Origin of the sequence: Sphingobium sp. B12D2B, assembly GCF_025961775.1 — a bacterium.
Taxonomy (GTDB): Bacteria; Pseudomonadota; Alphaproteobacteria; order Sphingomonadales; family Sphingomonadaceae; genus Sphingobium.
In genome coordinates this window covers 3,121,375-3,139,319 of record NZ_JAOQOH010000001.1, presented here as the reverse complement: position 1 = coordinate 3,139,319, position 17,945 = coordinate 3,121,375, and the positions used below count along the sequence as shown (strand labels likewise).

Below are 17,945 nucleotides of genomic sequence, written 5' to 3'. Positions count from 1 at the left end.
GATTGAAGCGCGCAGGACCGAAGGCCCCATCCCAGCAGCGGATCGGGGCGGTCATGCGCATCCGGCCCGTTCCGCCTCTTCCCAAGTCTTCCGCACTTGCCTAAGCGGCAAGCCGCACAGCAGGAACCAGACCGATGACGCAACAGGTGACAATCACGCTCCCCGATGGCTCGCAGCGCGAGGTTGCGCGCGGCACCACGCCGGCGGAGATCGCCGCCGCGATCGGCCCCGGCCTCGCCAAGGCGGCGCTGGCTGCGCGGGTGGATGGCCAGCTGGTCGACATCACCCGCCCGCTGGAGGCCGATGCGCAGCTGGCGCTGGTCACGGCCAGGGACGAGGCGGACGCGTTGGAGCTGGTCCGCCACGATTATGCGCATATCCTCGCCGAGGCGGTACAGGCGCTGTTCCCCGGCACGCAGATCACCTTCGGTCCCTCCACGGACGATGGCTTCTATTATGACGTCGCGGCGCCGGCGGATCGCGGGCCGTTCACCGAGGAAGACCTGCCCGCCATCGAAGCGAAGATGCGCGAGATCATCGCTGCCGACAAGCCACTGCGCCGCGAGGTCTGGACCCGCGAGCAGCTGGTCAAGCGCTGGACAGGGCAGGGCGAGCGCTTCAAGGCCGAGTGGGCGGCCGAACTGCCCGGCGACGAGGATCTGACTGTCTACTGGTCCGGCAGCGATTGGCTGGACATGTGCCGCGGGCCGCATCTCGCCTCCACCGGCAAGGTCGATCCGCAGGCCTTCAAGCTGACGCGCGTCTCCGGCGCTTATTGGCGTGGCGACCAGAAGAACGCGATGCTCTCGCGCATCTACGGCACCGGCTGGCTCAACAAGAAGCAGCTCGACGCGCATCTGCTGCGACTGGAGGAAGCCGCCAAGCGCGATCATCGCAAGATCGGGCAGGAGATGGACCTGTTCCACCTCCAGCAGGAAGCGCATGGCAGCGTATTCTGGCATCCGCAGGGCTTCGTCATCTGGCGCCAGCTGGAGGCCTATATGCGCCGCGCCATCGATGACGCGGGCTACAACGAGGTGAAGACCCCGCAGGTGATGGATGCGCGCCAGTGGGAGCAGTCCGGCCACTGGGGCAAGTATCGCGAGAATATGTTCGTCATCCCGGACGAGGTGCCGAATGTCGAGGACGAAGGCCCGCTCGTGTCGAATGATGCGCAGTGGATGGCGCTCAAGCCGATGAACTGCCCGGCGCATGTCCTCATCTTCCGCCAGGGCATCAAGAGCTATCGCGATCTGCCGCTGCGCATCTACGAGAATGGCTGCTGCCACCGCAACGAGCCGCATGGCGCGCTGCACGGCCTGATGCGGGTGCGCCAGTTCACGCAGGACGATGCGCACATCTTCTGCCGCGAGGACCAGATCGTCGATGAAGTCCGCGCCTTCTGCGCGCTGGCCGACCGCATCTACAAGGACTTCGGCTTTACCTATTCGATCAAGCTCGCGCTGCGCCCGGAAAAGCGCTTCGGTTCGGACGAGATGTGGGATCTGGCCGAGACGGAACTGCGCAACGCCGTTATCGCGGCCGGCCTTGCGACGGACGAGTATGGCTGGGAGGAGCTGCCCGGCGAAGGCGCCTTCTACGCGCCCAAGCTGGAGTGGCACCTCACCGATGCCATCGGCCGCACATGGCAGGTCGGCACCATCCAGTCCGACCGCGTGCTGCCCGAGCGGCTGGATGCGAGCTATGTCGGCGAGGATGGCGCGCGCCACCGGCCGGTGATGCTCCACCGCGCGATCTTCGGCAGCTATGAGCGCTTCATCGGTATCCTCATCGAGCATTATGCCGGCAAGTTCCCGCTGTGGCTGGCGCCGGTGCAGGCAGTGGTCGCGACCATCGTCTCGGATGCGGACGGCTATGCGAGCGAGGTGGTCGAGAAGCTGCGCGCCGCCGGCATCCGCGCCGAGACCGATCTGCGCAACGAAAAGATCAACTACAAGGTGCGCGAGCACAGCCTTGGGCGCGTGCCCAATCTGCTGGTCGTGGGCCGTCGCGAGGCGGAGGAGGGCACCGTCGCCCTGCGCCGCCTCGGCAGTGACGAGCATCAGAAGGTGCTGAGCGTGGAGGAGGTCATCGCGCAACTGGTGGCGGAGGCCACGCCCCCGGATCTGGCCTAACCTTAGCCCCTCCCCTGAAGAGGAGGAGCTAGATGATGAGAACCCGATGAGCATCCACATCCGCAAGGCGACTCCGGCCGATCTGCCGCGCGCGCTGGCGATCTGGCGGGCGGCGGTCGACGCGACGCATGGCTTTCTCACGCCCGAGGACCGGGTTGAGATCGATCGCATGGTCGAACACGAGCATCTTCCCTCCGTGGACCTGTGGGTCGCGACGGATGCGGCCGGCACCGTCCAGGCCTTTCTCGGCATGGGCGAAGACGAGATCGATTCGCTGTTCGTCGATCCCGCCGTGCATGGTCAGGGCTATGGCAGCGCTCTTGTCGCGCACGCTCTCGCGCTGGTGCCCGGCGCAAAGGTGGACGCCAGCGAGCAGGCGCCTCATGCCATCGCGTTTTACGAAGCGCGCGGCTTCGTGCGCACGGGGCGCTCAGAGACCGATCCGGCAGGGCGGCCCTATCCGCTCATTCATTTCCGCCATCCGGGCTGAGGGATGCCGCAACGCCCTGCTCACTCATCATGCGGCCTCGCTGATGATGGCCCTTGCCGTGAGCGGCTTGCGATCCTAAATGCACGGTGCACGCAACTGTGGCCTTCGCGCCGCAGTTCGCCTCGTGTCGCGCTACGGCCTCTTTCCGTTCTCATGGAAAACCGGTAAGGTGCGCATCTCGCATATGTGAATTGGCAACAGGAGAAACTGCTATACGTCCCCCGATGATGCGCCGCCCGATGGCGCCACAGCCCGCGAACGGCCCCCGCTACAATGAATTCATCAGTGTGCCCAAGGTGCGCGTCATTGATGAAGAGGGCGAAAATCTGGGCGTGATGTTCACGCGCGAGGCGATCGAGCAGGCAGCGGACGTCGGTCTGGACCTGGTAGAGGTCTCTCCCAATGCAGATCCGCCGGTCTGCAAGTTCCTGGACATCGGCAAGTATAAGTACGAGGCCCAGAAAAAGGCGAATATCGCCCGCAAGACCCAGAAGACGCAGGAGATCAAGGAGATCAAGATGCGTCCGAACATCGACGATCATGACTATGATACGAAGATGAAGAAGGTCGTCGATTTCATCGGTGAGGGCGACAAGGTCAAGGTCACGCTGCGCTTCCGCGGCCGTGAAATGGCGCACCAGCAGCTCGGCATGCAGCTGCTCCAGCGCGTCGCCGAGAACACGGCCGAGATCGCCAAGGTCGAATCCTATCCGCGCCTCGAAGGCCGGCAGATGCTCATGGTGCTCGCACCCAAGGGCTGAGATTTTCGGTCAGGGGGCGGTGCCTGCGCCGCCCTCTGCCATTGCTATGGCTTTCCCCGTCAGCGCATCACGGCCTTTGTGCCCTGTTGACCCGCGCGCTGGCTGCGCTCACATGGGCGCGCCATGATCCAAGCCCCGTCACTCAAGCTCTTCAACAGTCTTACGCGCCAGCTCGAGCCGTTCGATCCCGTTCACCCCGGCGAGGCGCGGGTCTATAGCTGTGGGCCGACGGTCTATAATTATCCGCACATCGGCAACATGCGCGCTTATGTGTTCGCGGATACGCTCGGGCGGACGCTGAGTTTCAAGGGTTTCAAGCTCACCCACGTCATCAACATCACCGATGTCGGTCACCTCACCGACGATGGCGATGCCGGCGAGGACAAGATGGAGAGGATGGCCGCGCAGCAGGCGCAGTCGATCTGGGACATCGCGAAGCACTATACCCAGGCCTATTGGGCGGACGTGGCGGCGCTGAACATCCGCCAGCCGGCGCACTGGTCGATCGCGACTGATTTCGTGCCGCAGATGATCGAGTTCGCCAAGAGTATTGCCGACCAGCATTGCTATGAGCTGCCGACCGGCCTCTATTTCGATACCAGCACGGTCGCCGATTATGGCCGCCTTGCCCGCGCCGCGACGGACGAGGGCGAAAGCCGCATCGATCCGGTCGAGGGCAAGCGCCACGCCGCCGATTTCGCGATCTGGCGTAGAACGCCGCCGGGCGAGAGCCGACAGATGGAATGGGACTCGCCCTGGGGCAAGGGCGCGCCGGGCTGGCATCTGGAATGCTCGGTGATGAGCCGCGCGCTGCTGGGGCTGCCGTTCGACATCCACACCGGTGGCATCGATCATCGCGAGATCCATCACCCCAATGAAATCGCCCAGAATCAGGCGATCCAGGGCTATGATGCCGATCACGGCCATCTCGATTGCGCGGCCCATTCCGGCGCACGGCTGTGGATGCACAATAACTTCCTGATCGACCGCACCGGAAAGATGAGCAAATCATCGGGCGAGTTCCTGCGGCTGCAATTGCTCATCGACCGGGGCTATCATCCGCTCGCCTATCGGATGATGTGCCTGCAGGCGCATTATCGCTCGGAGCTGGAGTTCAGCTGGGACAATCTCGGCGCGGCGCTGACCCGGCTCAAGCGGATGCTGATGAGCGCAGCGCCCCTGCGCGATGTGGCTGCGGCTGACGCGGTGGCGCATTCCAAGCTGACGCCCTTGCTGGGGCGCTTCGATGCCGCGATCAGCGATGATCTCAACACGCCGGTCGCGCTCACCGTGCTGGACGAGGCGCTGGCGATGAAGAAGGTGCCGGCCGAGGAGAAGCGCGCGCTGGTCGAGGCGATGGAGAGCGTGCTCGGCCTCGGGCTGTTCACTCTGAAGCGGGAAGAACTGCGCCTGCGTCCGAAGACTGCCGCCATCGATGAAGGGGCCATCGCGGCGCTGATGGACCGGCGCAGGGCTGCACGGGCCGACAAGGACTTCGCGGCCTCGGATGCGCTGCGCGACGAACTGCTCGCCGCCGGCGTCGAGGTCATGGACGGCGATCCGCTCGGCTGGGAATGGAGGCTCGATCATGGGGCATAAACCGCTTATCGTTCTGCCGGAAGCGCAGCGGGAGAGGCTGGAAGCCATGCTGGGCGCCGAGCTCGCCGGGCGCGTCATATTGCGCGGCTTCTCCACGGCCGAAGACGCAATGGCCCTGGCGCCGGAGGCGGAGATCGGGTGGTTCGACGAGTTCGCCGGCAATGTCTATGCCAAGGGTCCGCGCGCGGCGGTGAACGCCAAGTGGATCCATACGGTCATCGTGGGCTTCGATGCGTTCCCGATCGAGGACATGCGCGCGCGCGGCCAGATCTTCACCAATGGCGCTGGCCTGATGCCAGACGTGATTGCCGATTATGCCGTGATGGGCGCGCTGGTGCTGGCCAAGCGACTGGACGAGGTCGTGCGCGCCCATGACCGGCAAAACTGGCTGATGCGGCCGCCGGGCAATTTCGAGCTGCTCGGCGCGCGGGCGCTGGTGATCGGCTATGGCGCCATCGGCCGGGAGATCGGCACCCGCCTGCGCGCCTTTGGCGTTCAGGTGACCGGCGTGCGCCGCTCGGCAGACAGCGCCAATGCGGTGATCGGTCCGGATGACTGGCGTCCGCGGCTCGGCGAGTTCGATTTCGTCATCATCGCCGCGCCCAACACCAGCGAGACGCGGGCGATGATCGGCGCCCCGGAACTGGCCGCGATGAAGCCGGGGGCTCGCCTCATCAACATCGCGCGCGGCGATCTGATCGATCAGCCCGCGCTCATCGCCTCACTGGAGGCCGGGCACCTGGGCAGCGCGTTTCTCGATGTCGCGACGCCGGAACCCCTGCCGCCCGAACACCCGCTATGGCGCGCGCCGAACGTGCTCGTCACCATGCATCTGGCAGGGCCGAGCCAGACCAGTGCCTTCCAGCGCGGCGCCGAGCGGTTCGCGCGGAACATCCGCCACTATCTGGCCGGCGAGCCCTTGGAGCATGTCGCCGACCTCAATCGGGATTATTAGGCGAGAGCGATGTTGAGGTCCGACGCCCGCCTGCTCAACCTCGCCATCGCGCTCTCCGCGCTGGCCGGTTTCGTGGACGCACTGGGCTTTCTCACCGCTGGCGGCTTTTTCGTTTCGTTCATGAGCGGTAATTCGACGCGGTTGGCGGTGGGGATCAGCGAGGGCTCCAGCGCCGCGCTGACCGCCGCAGGCCTCATTGCCGGGTTCGTTACGGGCGTTGTGCTGGGCGGGCTGGTGGGCCATCGCGCGGGTCCACATCGCCGTCCGGCCGTGCTCGGCCTGGTGACGGCTCTGCTCCTAATGGCCGCGCTCGCCGCACCGATTTCGCCGACTTTTGCACTCGCCGCGATGGTCATGGCTATGGGCGCCGAAAATGCCGCGCTCGCCGACAATGGCGAGGTGAAGGTCGGGCTCACCTACATGACCGGCGCGCTCGTCCGGCTGGGTCAGGCGCTCGCCAACCGCCTCACCGGCAAGGATGCAAGCCACTGGCGAGTCGACCTTGGCCTGTGGAGTGGGCTGATGACCGGCGCGATTGCCGGGGCTTTCGCTTATGCAAGGCTGGGCTCTTCAGCGCTGTGGATTGCGGCGGGTGTGGCGATGGTTCTCACAGTTTTGGCCGCGCGGTTCGTCCCGGCGCCGCGTTAAGGGCGCCCTGCCCATTCGCCTTGCCTCAAAGCCCTCAAACGCGTAGGGGCTTGCCCCTTGTCCGCCACACCCCATGTTGTGGCGCGAACACGCTTGGAGTCTGGAATATCATGACGGCGAAATGGTCGCCCGCGAGCTGGCGGGATCATGAAGGGTTGCAAATGCCGATCTATCGCGATGCTGCGGCACTCGCGGCAGCCGAGGCGCAGCTTGGGACCTTTCCGCCGCTCGTCTTTGCAGGCGAGGCCCGCAACCTGACGGCCGATCTGGCCAAGGTCGCCAATGGCGAGGCGTTCCTGCTGCAGGGCGGGGACTGCGCCGAATCCTTCGCGGAATTCCACCCCAATAACATCCGCGACACGTTCCGCGTGCTGCTGCAGATGGCGGTGGTGCTCACCTTTGCCAGCAAGCTGCCGGTGGTGAAGGTCGGTCGCATGGCCGGCCAGTTCGCCAAGCCGCGCTCGGCCGGGACCGAGACGATCGATGGCGTCGAGCTGCCGAGCTATCGCGGGGACAATGTGAACGACATCGCGTTCACGGCAGACGGCCGCGAGCCCGATCCGGCGCGCATGATCCGTTCCTACAATCAGTCGGCCGCCACGCTCAATCTGCTGCGCGCTTTCTCGACCGGCGGCTATGCCAGCCTCGACAAGGTGCATGGTTGGATGCTGGATTTCATGGGCCGCAGCCCGTGGGCCCAGAAGTTCAGCGAGATGGCCGATCGCATCGGCGAGGCGCTGGACTTCATGAAGGCCTGTGGCCTCTCGCCCGACACGGTGCCCCAGCTTGGCGGCACCAGCTTCTACACCAGCCACGAGGCGCTGCTGCTGCCTTATGAGCAGGCCCTGACCCGTCAGGATTCGCTCACCGGCCAGTGGTACGACACCAGCGCGCATATGCTGTGGATTGGCGACCGGACGCGCTTCGAGGGCTCGGCCCATGTCGAGTATCTGCGTGGCATCGGCAATCCCATCGGCATGAAGGCCGGGCCGAGCCTGCAGCCCGATGTGCTGCTGCGCCTGCTCGATGCGCTGAACCCGCGGCGCGAGGCAGGGCGGATCACGCTCATCACGCGCTATGGTCATGACAAGATCGAGGGCGCGCTGCCCCCGCTCGTGCGTGCGGTGATGCGCGAAGGGCATCCGGTGGTGTGGTCGTGCGACCCGATGCACGGCAATGTCATCAAGGCGGCCAATGGCTATAAGACGCGCCCGTTCGAGCGCATCCTCGCCGAGGTGCGCGGCTTCTTCGCCGTGCACCGCGCCGAGGGCAGCTTCGGCGGCGGCATCCATGCCGAGATGACCGGCCAGAACGTCACCGAATGTACCGGCGGCGCGATCGACATCACCGAGCAGAGCCTGGCGGATCGCTACCACACGCATTGCGACCCGCGCCTCAACGCGGCGCAGAGCCTGGAGCTGGCTTTCCTGCTGGCCGAAATGCTCAACGACGAGCTGGCCGAGCGGCGCAAGCAGGCCGCTTAACAATCGGAAGGGCCGTGGCGCGCGTCACGGCCCGTTCCCGAGATTGAAAAAGAACCGCTATCGAGCGATTGCACGGGCTTGCCCCTTGCGCGGACGGCATTCTCTGCCAAATAGGTTGGTATGCTTTCGCAACGCACGCGATATTCCATCCGCGCTCTCCAGCATCTCGCGCGGCATTATGGCGAGGGGCCGATCCAGCTCACCGATATTGCGGCCGCGCAGAATATTCCCGCCAAATTTCTGACCGTGATCCTGTCCGAACTCAGCCGTGCGGGCCTCGTGGCGACGAGGCGGGGGCGGGAAGGCGGCTATTGGCTGGCATTGCCGCCGATCGACATCCGCTATGGGGACATCTTCCGCCTCACCGATGGCGCGCTGGCCCTTGTGCCCTGTGCCAGCCGCTATGCCCATCAGCCCTGCAAGAACTGCCTGCCGGAAGATGAGTGCGAGCTGCGGCGCATCATGCTCAAGGTCCGCGACGAGACCGCCGCCATCCTCGACCGCCTGACGCTGGCCGACAAGTTCGAGGATGCCGAGGCAGGCGCGCCGGCCTGATTGCGTTTGGTCTGTATTCCAAGGAGAGAGCATTGTCCCTGACCCTGCACGGCATCCCCAATTGCGACACGGTGAAGAAGGCCCGCAAATGGCTGGACGATCAGGGCATCGCGCATGATTTCCGCGATTATAAGAACGCGCCGCCGACGCCCGCAGAGCTGGCCGATTGGTCAAAGCAGGCAGGGTGGGACGTGCTGCTCAACCGCGCCGGGACGACCTTTCGCAAGCTGCCAGATGATGCCAAGAGCGGGATCGATGAGGCCAAGGCCGTCGCGTTGATGGTCGAGCATCCCTCGATGATCAAGCGCCCGGTGGTGACGGGGGCGAGCGCCTTGCTGGTCGGTTTCAAGCCGGATCAGTGGCAGGCGGTTCTCAAGGCCTAGGCCCGGGCGCCGCAGCGGTCGGGAACGACGCGGACGCTTTGCGCATTTGTTCAGCAGGAATTTGCTGGAAGGAATGCATCATGAAACTCGTTCTGATCGGGCTCATCACGGCCAGTGCATTGGCTGTCTCGGGTTGTTCGACCCTCAAGGGCGCCGGCATCGGCGCGGCTGCGGGCGCCGGCACGGCTGCCGTGACTGGCAATGACGTCGGCAAGGGTGCGGCTGTCGGTGGCGCAGCTGGCGCCGTGGTCGGGACGGTCGTCGACTAAAATCGCGGCCCTGGCCCGTCAGTCGTGATGATGGGACAGGGCGCCGATAACATCTTCGAGGCGGGCGGGGTCGCCCATGGCGATGACGTCGCCAGCGCTGGCTTCATGGAGCGGCTCGCCTGACCAGTCGCACATGTGCCCGCCGGCACCTTCGACCACGGGGACGAGCGCTGCGAAATCGTGGAGCTTGAGGCCGGTTTCGCAGACGATGTCGACATGGCCGCTCGCCAGCAGGCCGTAATTATAGCAGTCGCCGCCATAGATCGGGCCCTGACCCAGTCGGTCGCCGGCAACGGCTGCGGCGAGCGCGAGATAATGTTCGCCATCATGCGCGCTGAACAAATGGGGGCTGGTCGTCGCCAGTTGCGCGCCTTCCAGAGCCCGGCATCGCCGGGTGCGCGCAAGCTTGCCGTTGAACAATGTCGGCTGACCCATGGCGCCGACCCAGCGCTCTCCACTGATCGGCTGATCGATGATGCCGAGGATCGGCCAGCCGTCCTGCATCAAGGCAATCAGCGTCCCGAAGATCGGGCGGCCCGCGATAAAGCTGCGCGTGCCATCGATGGGGTCGAGCACCCACTGGCGTGACGCGCCTTCGCGGACGGTGCCGAATTCCTCGCCGATGATGCCATCCGCCGGACGCTGCGTCTCCAACAGGCCGCGCATCGCCAGTTCCGCCGCGCGATCGGCTTCCGTTACCGGCGAGGCGTCGGCCTTGGCTTCGATGTCATAAGGCGCGCGGAAAAACGGGCGGATCGCGGCGCCCGCTGCGTCGGCAAGGGCATTGGCGAGGGTGATGTCATCGGGAAGAGCCATGGCCGTTCGCTACGGAGAAAGCCGCCGAAGAGCCAGCGGTTTTCGCGCACGTTCCTCGCTAAAGAGACGGCGCTTCGATCCGTTTTTTGAGGGCATGAGCAAAGAGCCCCGACCATGCGCCTGCTGATGTGGGTCCTGACCCTCGGCTTTGCCTTTGGCGCGATGGGGCTGTGGCTGGACGGCGCTTTTCTGGGGGCTCGGCTAGTGGCTCTGGGGCTGGGCGCGCTGGCTGTCCTCGCCTGCCCGTTCCTGTGGGCGCGGCCCGATGGGCTGGTGCCCGATGAACTGGCGGTGCCCGGCAAGGCGCGGCTGATGCTGGCGCTGGCGCTGCTCTTCTGCGCGCCGCTGCTGCTGCCCTGGCAACTTTGGCTCTGATGCCTGTTGGCGCAGGCCGCGCGTCGGCCTATGCCTGCAGGAATGCCTGAGCTTCCCGAAGTCGAAACCACCGTTGCCGGCCTGCGTCAGGTGCTCGACGGGGCGCAACTCACGCTGGTCGAGCCGCGCCGGGCGGACCTGCGCTTTCCCTTCCCGGTCGATCTGCGCCAGCGGCTCACCGGGGCGCGAATCACCGGGCTGGGCCGGCGCGCCAAATATGGCCTGATCGATACCGATCGCGGCGACACCATGATCTTCCACCTCGGCATGTCCGGGCGCTGGCGGATCGACCCGAGCGAGGTGGGCAAGCACGATCATCTGCTACTGGAGACGGCCAGCCACCGCCTTGCCCTCAATGACCCGCGCCGGTTCGGGTTCGTGCACCTGACACCAACCGATGCGCTGGGCGCCTACCCGCCCTTCGTCGCCCTCGGCCCCGAGCCGCTGGGCGATGCGCTGACCGCTGACTATCTGGCGCGGGCGCTGGAGGGGCGGGCGGCACCGATCAAGGCGATGCTGCTGGACCAGCGGATCATCGCCGGGCTGGGCAATATCTATGTGTGCGAGGCGCTGAACATCGCCCGCATATCGCCGACGCGCGCGGCCGGGCGGATCTCGCGGGCGCGGCTCGCGCGGCTGGTCGAGGCCATTCGCGCCGTGCTGGCGGCCGCCATTGCCGCTGGTGGCTCAACCCTGCGCGATTATGCGCGGCCGGATGGCGAGCTCGGCTATTTCGCCAAGGACTGGCGCGTCTATGGGCGGGAAGGGCTGGCCTGCCCCTGCGGTGGCACGGTGAAACGCCGGGTCGATTCGGGCCGCTCCACCTTTTACTGCCCCACTTGCCAGAGCTAGGCCGAGAGATGCGCTCACCCATCAAGACGCTGTCCATGTCCGCGCGCATCGCGGCGCTGCTTGTCGGCCTCATCGCCTTTGCCGGACTTTCGATCCGCTTTGCCGTCTCTCTGGAGACGACGGGTTCACCCCAGGCCGCCGCGTGGACGATGCTGCGCTTCTTCACGGTGATCGGCAATCTGCTCAGCTGCGTGGTGCTGTTCGGCGTGGCGCTGGGGGCGAAGGCACCGAGTCATCCCCGCCGGCTGGCAGGCGTGATGCTGGCCATGGGACTGATCGGCATCGTCTATGCAGTGCTGCTGCGCGCGACGGAAAGCCTCAGCGGCCCCGCCGAGACCTCGAACCTCCTGCTCCATTACATCGCGCCGCCTGCGGTGGCGCTCTACTGGCTCGTGTTCGTGCCCAAGGGACGGCTGGTCTATGCCGATACGCTGCGCTGGGCGCTGCTGCCATTGGCTTATCTGGCCTATGCCATCGGGCGCGCGCAGTTCGATGGGCGCTATCCCTATCCCTTCGTCGATGTCTCCCGCCATGGCTGGGCGCAGGTTGGCGTGACCGTGGGCCTCATCGCTATGGGGTTCATGCTTGTCGGAGCCGTGGTAGTGTGGATCGACCGCCGGTTGGGATGAATCTGCGCCAGAGATCAAGAAATGACTGATTGAGAGACGCTTCCTGCGACGAAATCCCGCAGATACGCAAAAGTCCGCATGGACTTCCGCCTTTGCGCTCCTACATGGGTGTCTCCCCATGACGATCTTGCTCCTCACATATTGGCCCTCTTCAAGCGCGCAGCCTTACGTCTGCCGAGGCCGGATTGTGAGCGCCCATGGCGAGCGCTGAGAGTAACCGCGACGCTGTTTCGCCCGAAGAGCGCATCACGCTTGAGGCCTATGAGATCGACGGGCTGTTCGGCGACGAGGAACTGACCCGAATCGTCGAGTTTGCCGGCCAGCTCTGCGATTGCCCCATCGCGCTGGTCAGCCTGGTTGAAGAGCATCGCCAGAGGTTCGTGGCGAAGACCGGGATCGACGCCACCGAGACGCCCAGGAGCATGTCTTTCTGCGCGCACGCGATGCTCGGCCATGATGTCATGGACGTAGGCGACGCGACGCAGGACGCTCGTTTTCAGGATAATCCGCTCGTCACCGGCGAACCGCATATTCGCTTTTATGCCGGGGCGCCGCTTGTATCCAAGAGTGGCGAGGCGCTGGGGTCGCTTTGTGTCATCTCACCAGAGCCGCGCACTGGGCTGACCGACATTCAACGTCAGGGCCTCACCGTCTTGGCGGAAGCCACGATGCGGCGGCTGGAGGCCCGACGGGTCATGCTCGCGCATCGGGCTTGGGAGAATGCCGCCGAAGCCGATCTGGCGGCGAGCGAGGAGCGCTTCCGGGTGCTGGCCGACGCCATGCCCCAGATGGTCTGGTCCACGCGGGCCGATGGCTATCATGATTATTACAATGCGCGTTGGTACGAATTTACCGGTGCGCAGCTCGGCCGGACCGACGGGACCGGCTGGAACGGCCAGTTCCATCCAGACGATCAGGCCAAGGCGTGGGAGGTGTGGAGCCATTCGCTGGCCACCGGCGATCCCTATGAAATCGAATATCGCCTGCGCCGGTTCGATGGCGAGTATCGCTGGACGCTCGGGCGCGCATTGCCGATCAGGGATGATGCCGGCAACATCGTGCGCTGGTTCGGCACCTGCACGGACATTCACGATCAGCGCATCATGCGCGAGCAGAAGGAGCTTCTCTCGCGCGAGCTGGTCCATCGCATCAAGAACATCTTCACGGTCATCGGCTCGCTGCTCTACCTCTCCAGCCGGGGCGTCCCGGAGCTGAAGGGCTTCAGCTCGAAAATGAGCGACCAGATCGCGGCGCTGGGACGGGCCTATGATTATGTGCAGCCCCGCGAAGGGGCGCAGGCGCTGACGCTGCAGGGGCTGCTGGGCGAATTGTTCGCCGCCTATAATCTGGAGGGCATCGAGCGCATCCGCATTCGCGGCGACGATGTGCTGCTCGCCGAAACCTATATGACCCCCATCGCCCTCGTGTTTCACGAACTGGCGACCAACGCCGTCAAATATGGTTCGCTCTCCTCGCCAGAAGGATTTGTGGACCTGATGATCTCAGGGTCTTCGGAGCAGCTCAGGCTGGAGTGGCAGGAGAGCAAGGGCGACAGCGCGCCGCCCGGCGATCATCAGGGCTTCGGGTCCGATCTCATCCGGCTGAGCATCGAGCGCCAGTTGCGCGGCACCTTCGTGCGGGAATGGTTGCCGCGCGGCCTCAAGGTCACGACGACCATTCCCTATCGCCTGCAGGCGGCCTGAGCCTCCTGTCAGTCCGCGGTTAGAGGCGCGCAGGCGGCCTGCAGCCATGCCAGATCCTCGCCAGCCAGTTGCGGCCCGATAATCTCGAGCGTGCGCGCATGATAGGCGTCCACCCACGCGCGTTCGGCCGGGGTGAGCGCTGCGACCGCGATCAGGGCGCGATCGATGGGGGTGTGGCTCAGCGTCTCAAAGGCAAAGAACGGCCGGCCGTTTTCGCCGGTGCCGCTGTCCACTACCAGCACCAGATTCTCGATGCGGATGCCATATTCGCCGGTCTTGTAATAGCCCGGCTCGTTGGAGAGGATCATGCCGGGTTGCAGCGGTTCGTCCCCGCCGCCGAACGTCGCAATGCGTTGCGGCCCTTCATGCACCGAGAGGAAGCTGCCGACACCGTGGCCGGTGCCATGGGCATAATCCAGCCCCTCGGCCCACAGGAATTGTCGGGCGAGCACGTCGAGCTGGCTGCCGCGCGTGCCAGCCGGAAACCGCGCGCAGGCGAGCGCAATATGGCCCTTGAGCACCAGCGTGAAGCGGTGCCGCATCTCCTGCGTGGGCGTGCCGATGGCCATGGTGCGGGTGATATCGGTCGTCCCGTCGCGATATTGCCCGCCCGAATCGACCAGCAGTAGGGTGCCCGCTTCAACCGGCCGGTTCGTCGCCTCGCTCGCCTTGTAATGGACGATGGCGCCATTGGGGCCAGAGCCGGAAATCGTGTCGAAGCTCAGGTCCACGAGCGCGCCGGTTTCCTCACGGAAAGCCTGCAAGCGGTCCGACACGCTGATTTCGGTTTGGCCGCCCTTGGGGCCTTCGATGGACAGCCAGTGGAGGAACTTGGCCATGGCGGCGCCGTCCCGCGCCTGCGCGGACTTGTGGCCGGCAATTTCGGTCTGGTTCTTCACGGCCTTGGGCAGAACAGCGGGATCGCGCAGCGGCTTGATCAGGGCGACGGCCTTGTCCAGCGCTTCGAAGATCGCGGAGACGGCGCGGTCGGGGTCGACAGCGACGGCCTTGCCGGCAAGCCCTGCCAGCGCATCGGTGAAAGCGGCGCGGTCTAGAATGTCGACCGAATTGCCGAGATGCGCGCGCACATCGGCATCGATCTTGGCGGGGTCGACGAAGAGCTGCGCCTTGCCGTCCGCATGGAGCAGGGCATAAGCCAGCGCGACCGGCGTGTGGGTCACGTCCGCGCCGCGAATGTTGAAGGTCCAGGCAATCGAATCGAGCGCGGTTAGGACGGTGGCGTCCACGTCCTGCGCTTTCATCCAGTCCGCCATGTCGGCGCGCTTGGCGGCGCTGCTCTGCCCGGCATGACGCTCATCATGCGGCACGAGGCGGGCCTTGCTGGGATCGGGCCGATCGTCCCACACGGCATCGACGGGATTATGATCGACCGCCACGAGCGTGGCGCCCTTGCTGGCAAGCGAGCGTGTCGCCTCCTCGACCCATCGGCGGGTGTGCAGCCAGGGATCATAGCCAATCCGTCCGCCAGCCGGGGCATGGACCCCGAGCCAGGCGGCGACGCTCGTTTGCGGCACGCTCTCGAACTGCCAGTGCGCGCCATCCACCTGATCGCGCACCTGCAAGGTATAGCGTCCGTCCGTGAAGATCGCGGCTTCCTCCGGCAGGACCACCGCGCTGCCCGCAGAGCCCAGGAAACCGGTGAGCCAGGCGAGCCGCTGCGCATAGCCGCCGACATATTCGGACAGATGCTCATCGGTGAGCGGCACGACGAATCCGTCGAGCGACTGGCGGGACAGCTGGGCGCGCAGCGCGTGCAGGCGATCTTCATGGGTAGACATGGACAAGCGTTCCTGTTCGCGCCCGCATTCGTTCATTTTTAAGGGGCGCTCGTTAATCTCTGCCGGACAGCATAAGCGTTTCCAGACGGCTTGCCAGCATTTGCCGCCACTGCTGGCGAACAAGACCGGGACGCTCATGCGATCAGGACCAGAGCAAAGATCATCCTATGACTACCGGGCAAACGCCTTTTCTCACGCATAGCTGGCCGGTTTACGAGGCTAGCTGGCGCCTGCCGATCATGCCCATGGTGAACCGGGAGGAGAGCGCGCTGGACAATCAGGGCATTGGCCTGTGGAGCTGCCGGCTGACCGACGAAAGCCTGACATGGTCCAGAGCCGTCTACGATCTGTTCGGCATCCCCGTGGAAGAGAAGCTGACACGGTCACTGGCGACATCGATCTATCTGGCGGACTCGCGGGCGGCGATGGAGTCGCTGCGGGCCTATGCGATTCGCCATCGTCGCGGTTTCACCATGGATGCGCGGCTGCGCCGGCCGGATGGCGCCTTGCGCTGGATGCGGCTGACGGCCGTGCCGGTGCTGTGCGAACGGCGTGTCGTGCGGCTCACCGGCACCAAGCAGGACGTCACGGCGGAGTATGAGACGCAGATGTGACGGCGGGGCTCCGTTCGTCTCGATAGGTCTGACATTGCCATAGCCGACGGGGCTGCTCGACGCGGTCCGACAGGGGCGTTAGGGGAGGGTGATGTTTGAGTGGCTCTCCGCGATCATCGATGCCAACCGGGCCTTTGTCGGCCTCGTCATCCTTGTGGGACTTTTCGTGGCGTTCGTGCGGGAGCGCTATCCGGCGACGGTGATTGCCGTGCTGGGCGTCTGCGCCTTTCTGGTCACGGGCTTGCTGGACAGCGCATCGCTGCTGCGCGCCTTTGCCAATCCCGCGCCGATCACCATTGCCTCCATGTTCGTGCTCTCGGCCGCGCTGACCCGCACGGGCATTCTGGATGTGATCGGCAACTGGATCGTCGCCCGCGCCAAGGCGCATCCGATCCGCGCGATGATCGAGCTGGTCGTTGGTTTGCTGGCGGCGGCTGCATTCATGAACAACACGCCGGTCGTGGTCATCATGATCCCCATCGTGTTGCGGCTGGCCTCGGCGATCAACGTTTCCGCCAAGAAGCTGCTCATTCCTTTGTCCTACATCTCCATGCTGGCCGGAACCCTGACGCTAGTCGGCACGTCGACCAATCTTCTGGTCGATGGCGTCGCGCGCGATCTGGGCGTCGCGCCATTTAGCGTCTTCGAGATCACGCCGGTGGGCATCATCGTGGCCGCCGCCGGGACTGTCGCCCTTGCGGTGCTGGGGCGCTTCCTGCTCCCGGATGGTGACGGCGCGCCCTATCACAGCGACGCGGACCGGGTGTTCCTGAGCGAGATCAGGATCGTACGGGATAGCGGCCTGATCGGCAAAAACCTTTCCGAAAGCGGTCTCCTCAAGCGGGTTCGACTGGTGAGCATCCAGCGGGGGAGCCAGCTGATCGAGGCCATGGACGAGCCCTTCATGGCGGGCGACCGCCTCGTGGTGCGCGCTAAGTTGGCCGATCTGATGACCCTGCGCACGAACAAGGACATCGAGCTCGGCATCGCGACGGTCGGCAACACCAAAGCCGACGCGCCGCTGGTGGTGGAGGCGATCATTTCACCCGGTCACCCGAGTATCGGTAACCGGATGGTCGAAATCCCGTTTCTCAACGTGCTGCCGGTGCGGCTGCTGGGGATTACCCGGCATCGCCATGACGCCGGGCCGACCCTGGCCGATAGCCGCGTGCGCGCTGCCGATACGGTGCTGGTCACCGGGTCAGAGGCGGCCATCAATGCGCTGCGCGAGAACCAGAACCTCATCGGGGTGGAAGAGACCGAAGGCGTGGCTTTCCGCCCGACCAAGGCGCCAATTGCGGTCGCCGCGCTGGCGGGCACCATCGTCTTTTCCGCCTTGGGTCTCGTCCCGATCATGGTCGCCGGGCTGATCGCCGTCGGCATCGTCCTCGCCGCGCGCTGCATCGATGGCGATGAAGCCTGGGGCTCGATCAATGGCGATGTGCTGGTGCTGATCTACGGCATGCTGTGCGTTGGCACGGCGCTCGATCAGGCGGGGAGCATTACCCTGCTGGTCAACGCGATGCGACCGCTGCTGGAGGGCGCCAGCCCCCTGGTGCTGCTCTTCATCGTCTATTTTGCGTCGAGCGCGCTGACCGAAGCCGTCAGCAACAATGCGGTGGCGGTGATCATGACGCCGATTGCCATCGGCCTGGCGACGACCCTCGGCACCGATCCGCGCCCGTTGCTGATCGCGGTGATGTTCGCGGCTTCGGCGAGCTTCGCGACGCCGATCAGCTATCAGACCAACACTATGGTCTATGCGGCCGGCAATTATCGCTTCGCCGATTTCCTGCGGATCGGCCTGCCGATGAACGTCGTGGTCGGGCTGACGACATGCCTCGCACTGGCGGCGCTCTATTGACGGCATTGAGCGCG

General features: G+C 65.3%; 18 protein-coding genes. 16 read left to right on the top strand and 2 right to left on the bottom strand.

Features of this window, described 5'->3' with window-relative positions:
• Window positions 1-134 precede the first annotated feature (134 nt).
• The 10 genes from thrS (at window position 135) to M2335_RS14805 (ending at window position 9,279) form a co-directional block, all read left to right on the top strand.
• On the top strand, window positions 135-2,135 hold the full coding sequence (gene thrS / locus M2335_RS14850) for a threonine--tRNA ligase (RefSeq protein WP_264595168.1): 2,001 nt from the start codon (window positions 135-137) through the stop codon (window positions 2,133-2,135).
• Between the two features lie 46 nt (window positions 2,136-2,181).
• Window positions 2,182-2,625: an acetyltransferase gene (locus M2335_RS14845; RefSeq protein WP_264571960.1), complete on the top strand. Its 444-nt coding sequence runs from the start codon at window positions 2,182-2,184 to the stop codon at window positions 2,623-2,625.
• A 224-nt stretch (window positions 2,626-2,849) separates the two neighbouring features.
• The gene (infC, locus tag M2335_RS14840) at window positions 2,850-3,386 is read left to right on the top strand and encodes a translation initiation factor IF-3 (protein WP_181558636.1); all 537 of its coding nucleotides are present in this window, start codon (window positions 2,850-2,852) and stop codon (window positions 3,384-3,386) included.
• Window positions 3,387-3,509: 123 nt separating this feature from the next.
• Window positions 3,510-4,985, top strand: a complete 1,476-nt coding sequence (cysS, locus tag M2335_RS14835) for a cysteine--tRNA ligase (protein WP_264595167.1) — start codon at window positions 3,510-3,512, stop codon at window positions 4,983-4,985.
• On the top strand, window positions 4,975-5,940 hold the full coding sequence (locus M2335_RS14830; protein WP_264595166.1) for an NAD(P)-dependent oxidoreductase: 966 nt from the start codon (window positions 4,975-4,977) through the stop codon (window positions 5,938-5,940). The genes cysS and M2335_RS14830 overlap by 11 nt, the downstream gene beginning before the upstream one ends.
• 9 nt (window positions 5,941-5,949) lie before the next feature.
• Window positions 5,950-6,588: a YoaK family protein gene (locus tag M2335_RS14825; RefSeq protein ID WP_264595165.1), complete on the top strand. Its 639-nt coding sequence runs from the start codon at window positions 5,950-5,952 to the stop codon at window positions 6,586-6,588.
• Window positions 6,589-6,698: 110 nt separating this feature from the next.
• Window positions 6,699-8,072 (top strand): class II 3-deoxy-7-phosphoheptulonate synthase, encoded by a 1,374-nt coding sequence (locus M2335_RS14820; RefSeq protein WP_264595164.1) that lies wholly within the window; start codon window positions 6,699-6,701, stop codon window positions 8,070-8,072.
• Between the two features lie 120 nt (window positions 8,073-8,192).
• Window positions 8,193-8,627 (top strand): RrF2 family transcriptional regulator, encoded by a 435-nt coding sequence (locus M2335_RS14815; RefSeq protein ID WP_264595163.1) that lies wholly within the window; start codon window positions 8,193-8,195, stop codon window positions 8,625-8,627.
• Between the two features lie 32 nt (window positions 8,628-8,659).
• Window positions 8,660-9,010, top strand: a complete 351-nt coding sequence (locus M2335_RS14810; protein WP_264595162.1) for an arsenate reductase — start codon at window positions 8,660-8,662, stop codon at window positions 9,008-9,010.
• An 80-nt stretch (window positions 9,011-9,090) separates the two neighbouring features.
• On the top strand, window positions 9,091-9,279 hold the full coding sequence (locus tag M2335_RS14805; RefSeq protein ID WP_181558643.1) for a YMGG-like glycine zipper-containing protein: 189 nt from the start codon (window positions 9,091-9,093) through the stop codon (window positions 9,277-9,279).
• An 18-nt stretch (window positions 9,280-9,297) separates the two neighbouring features.
• Here the strand turns inward: M2335_RS14805 and M2335_RS14800 are convergent, their stop codons facing one another.
• The gene (locus M2335_RS14800; protein WP_264595161.1) at window positions 9,298-10,095 is read right to left on the bottom strand and encodes an inositol monophosphatase family protein; all 798 of its coding nucleotides are present in this window, start codon (window positions 10,093-10,095) and stop codon (window positions 9,298-9,300) included.
• A gap of 114 nt (window positions 10,096-10,209) precedes the next feature.
• Between M2335_RS14800 and M2335_RS14795 the strand changes: the two genes are divergently transcribed.
• The 4 genes from M2335_RS14795 to M2335_RS14780 all read left to right on the top strand — a co-directional run bounded on the left by M2335_RS14795 (window position 10,210) and on the right by M2335_RS14780 (window position 13,654).
• The gene (locus M2335_RS14795; RefSeq protein WP_181558645.1) at window positions 10,210-10,470 is read left to right on the top strand and encodes a hypothetical protein; all 261 of its coding nucleotides are present in this window, start codon (window positions 10,210-10,212) and stop codon (window positions 10,468-10,470) included.
• Window positions 10,471-10,512: 42 nt separating this feature from the next.
• Window positions 10,513-11,322: a bifunctional DNA-formamidopyrimidine glycosylase/DNA-(apurinic or apyrimidinic site) lyase gene (mutM, locus tag M2335_RS14790; RefSeq protein ID WP_264595160.1), complete on the top strand. Its 810-nt coding sequence runs from the start codon at window positions 10,513-10,515 to the stop codon at window positions 11,320-11,322.
• A 35-nt stretch (window positions 11,323-11,357) separates the two neighbouring features.
• The gene (locus M2335_RS14785) at window positions 11,358-11,951 is read left to right on the top strand and encodes a Pr6Pr family membrane protein (protein WP_264595159.1); all 594 of its coding nucleotides are present in this window, start codon (window positions 11,358-11,360) and stop codon (window positions 11,949-11,951) included.
• Between the two features lie 197 nt (window positions 11,952-12,148).
• Window positions 12,149-13,654, top strand: coding sequence for a PAS domain-containing protein (locus tag M2335_RS14780; RefSeq protein WP_264595158.1), 1,506 nt, complete (start codon window positions 12,149-12,151; stop codon window positions 13,652-13,654).
• 8 nt (window positions 13,655-13,662) lie between these two features.
• On the opposite strand, the gene M2335_RS14775 is transcribed toward M2335_RS14780, so the two are convergent.
• Window positions 13,663-15,453, bottom strand: a complete 1,791-nt coding sequence (locus M2335_RS14775; RefSeq protein WP_264595157.1) for an aminopeptidase P family protein — start codon at window positions 15,451-15,453, stop codon at window positions 13,663-13,665.
• A 167-nt stretch (window positions 15,454-15,620) separates the two neighbouring features.
• Between M2335_RS14775 and M2335_RS14770 the strand changes: the two genes are divergently transcribed.
• Window positions 15,621-16,067, top strand: coding sequence for a PAS domain-containing protein (locus tag M2335_RS14770; RefSeq protein WP_181558649.1), 447 nt, complete (start codon window positions 15,621-15,623; stop codon window positions 16,065-16,067).
• 91 nt (window positions 16,068-16,158) lie between these two features.
• Window positions 16,159-17,931: an SLC13 family permease gene (locus tag M2335_RS14765; RefSeq protein WP_264595156.1), complete on the top strand. Its 1,773-nt coding sequence runs from the start codon at window positions 16,159-16,161 to the stop codon at window positions 17,929-17,931.
• The last annotated feature ends 14 nt before the right edge of the window (window positions 17,932-17,945 follow it).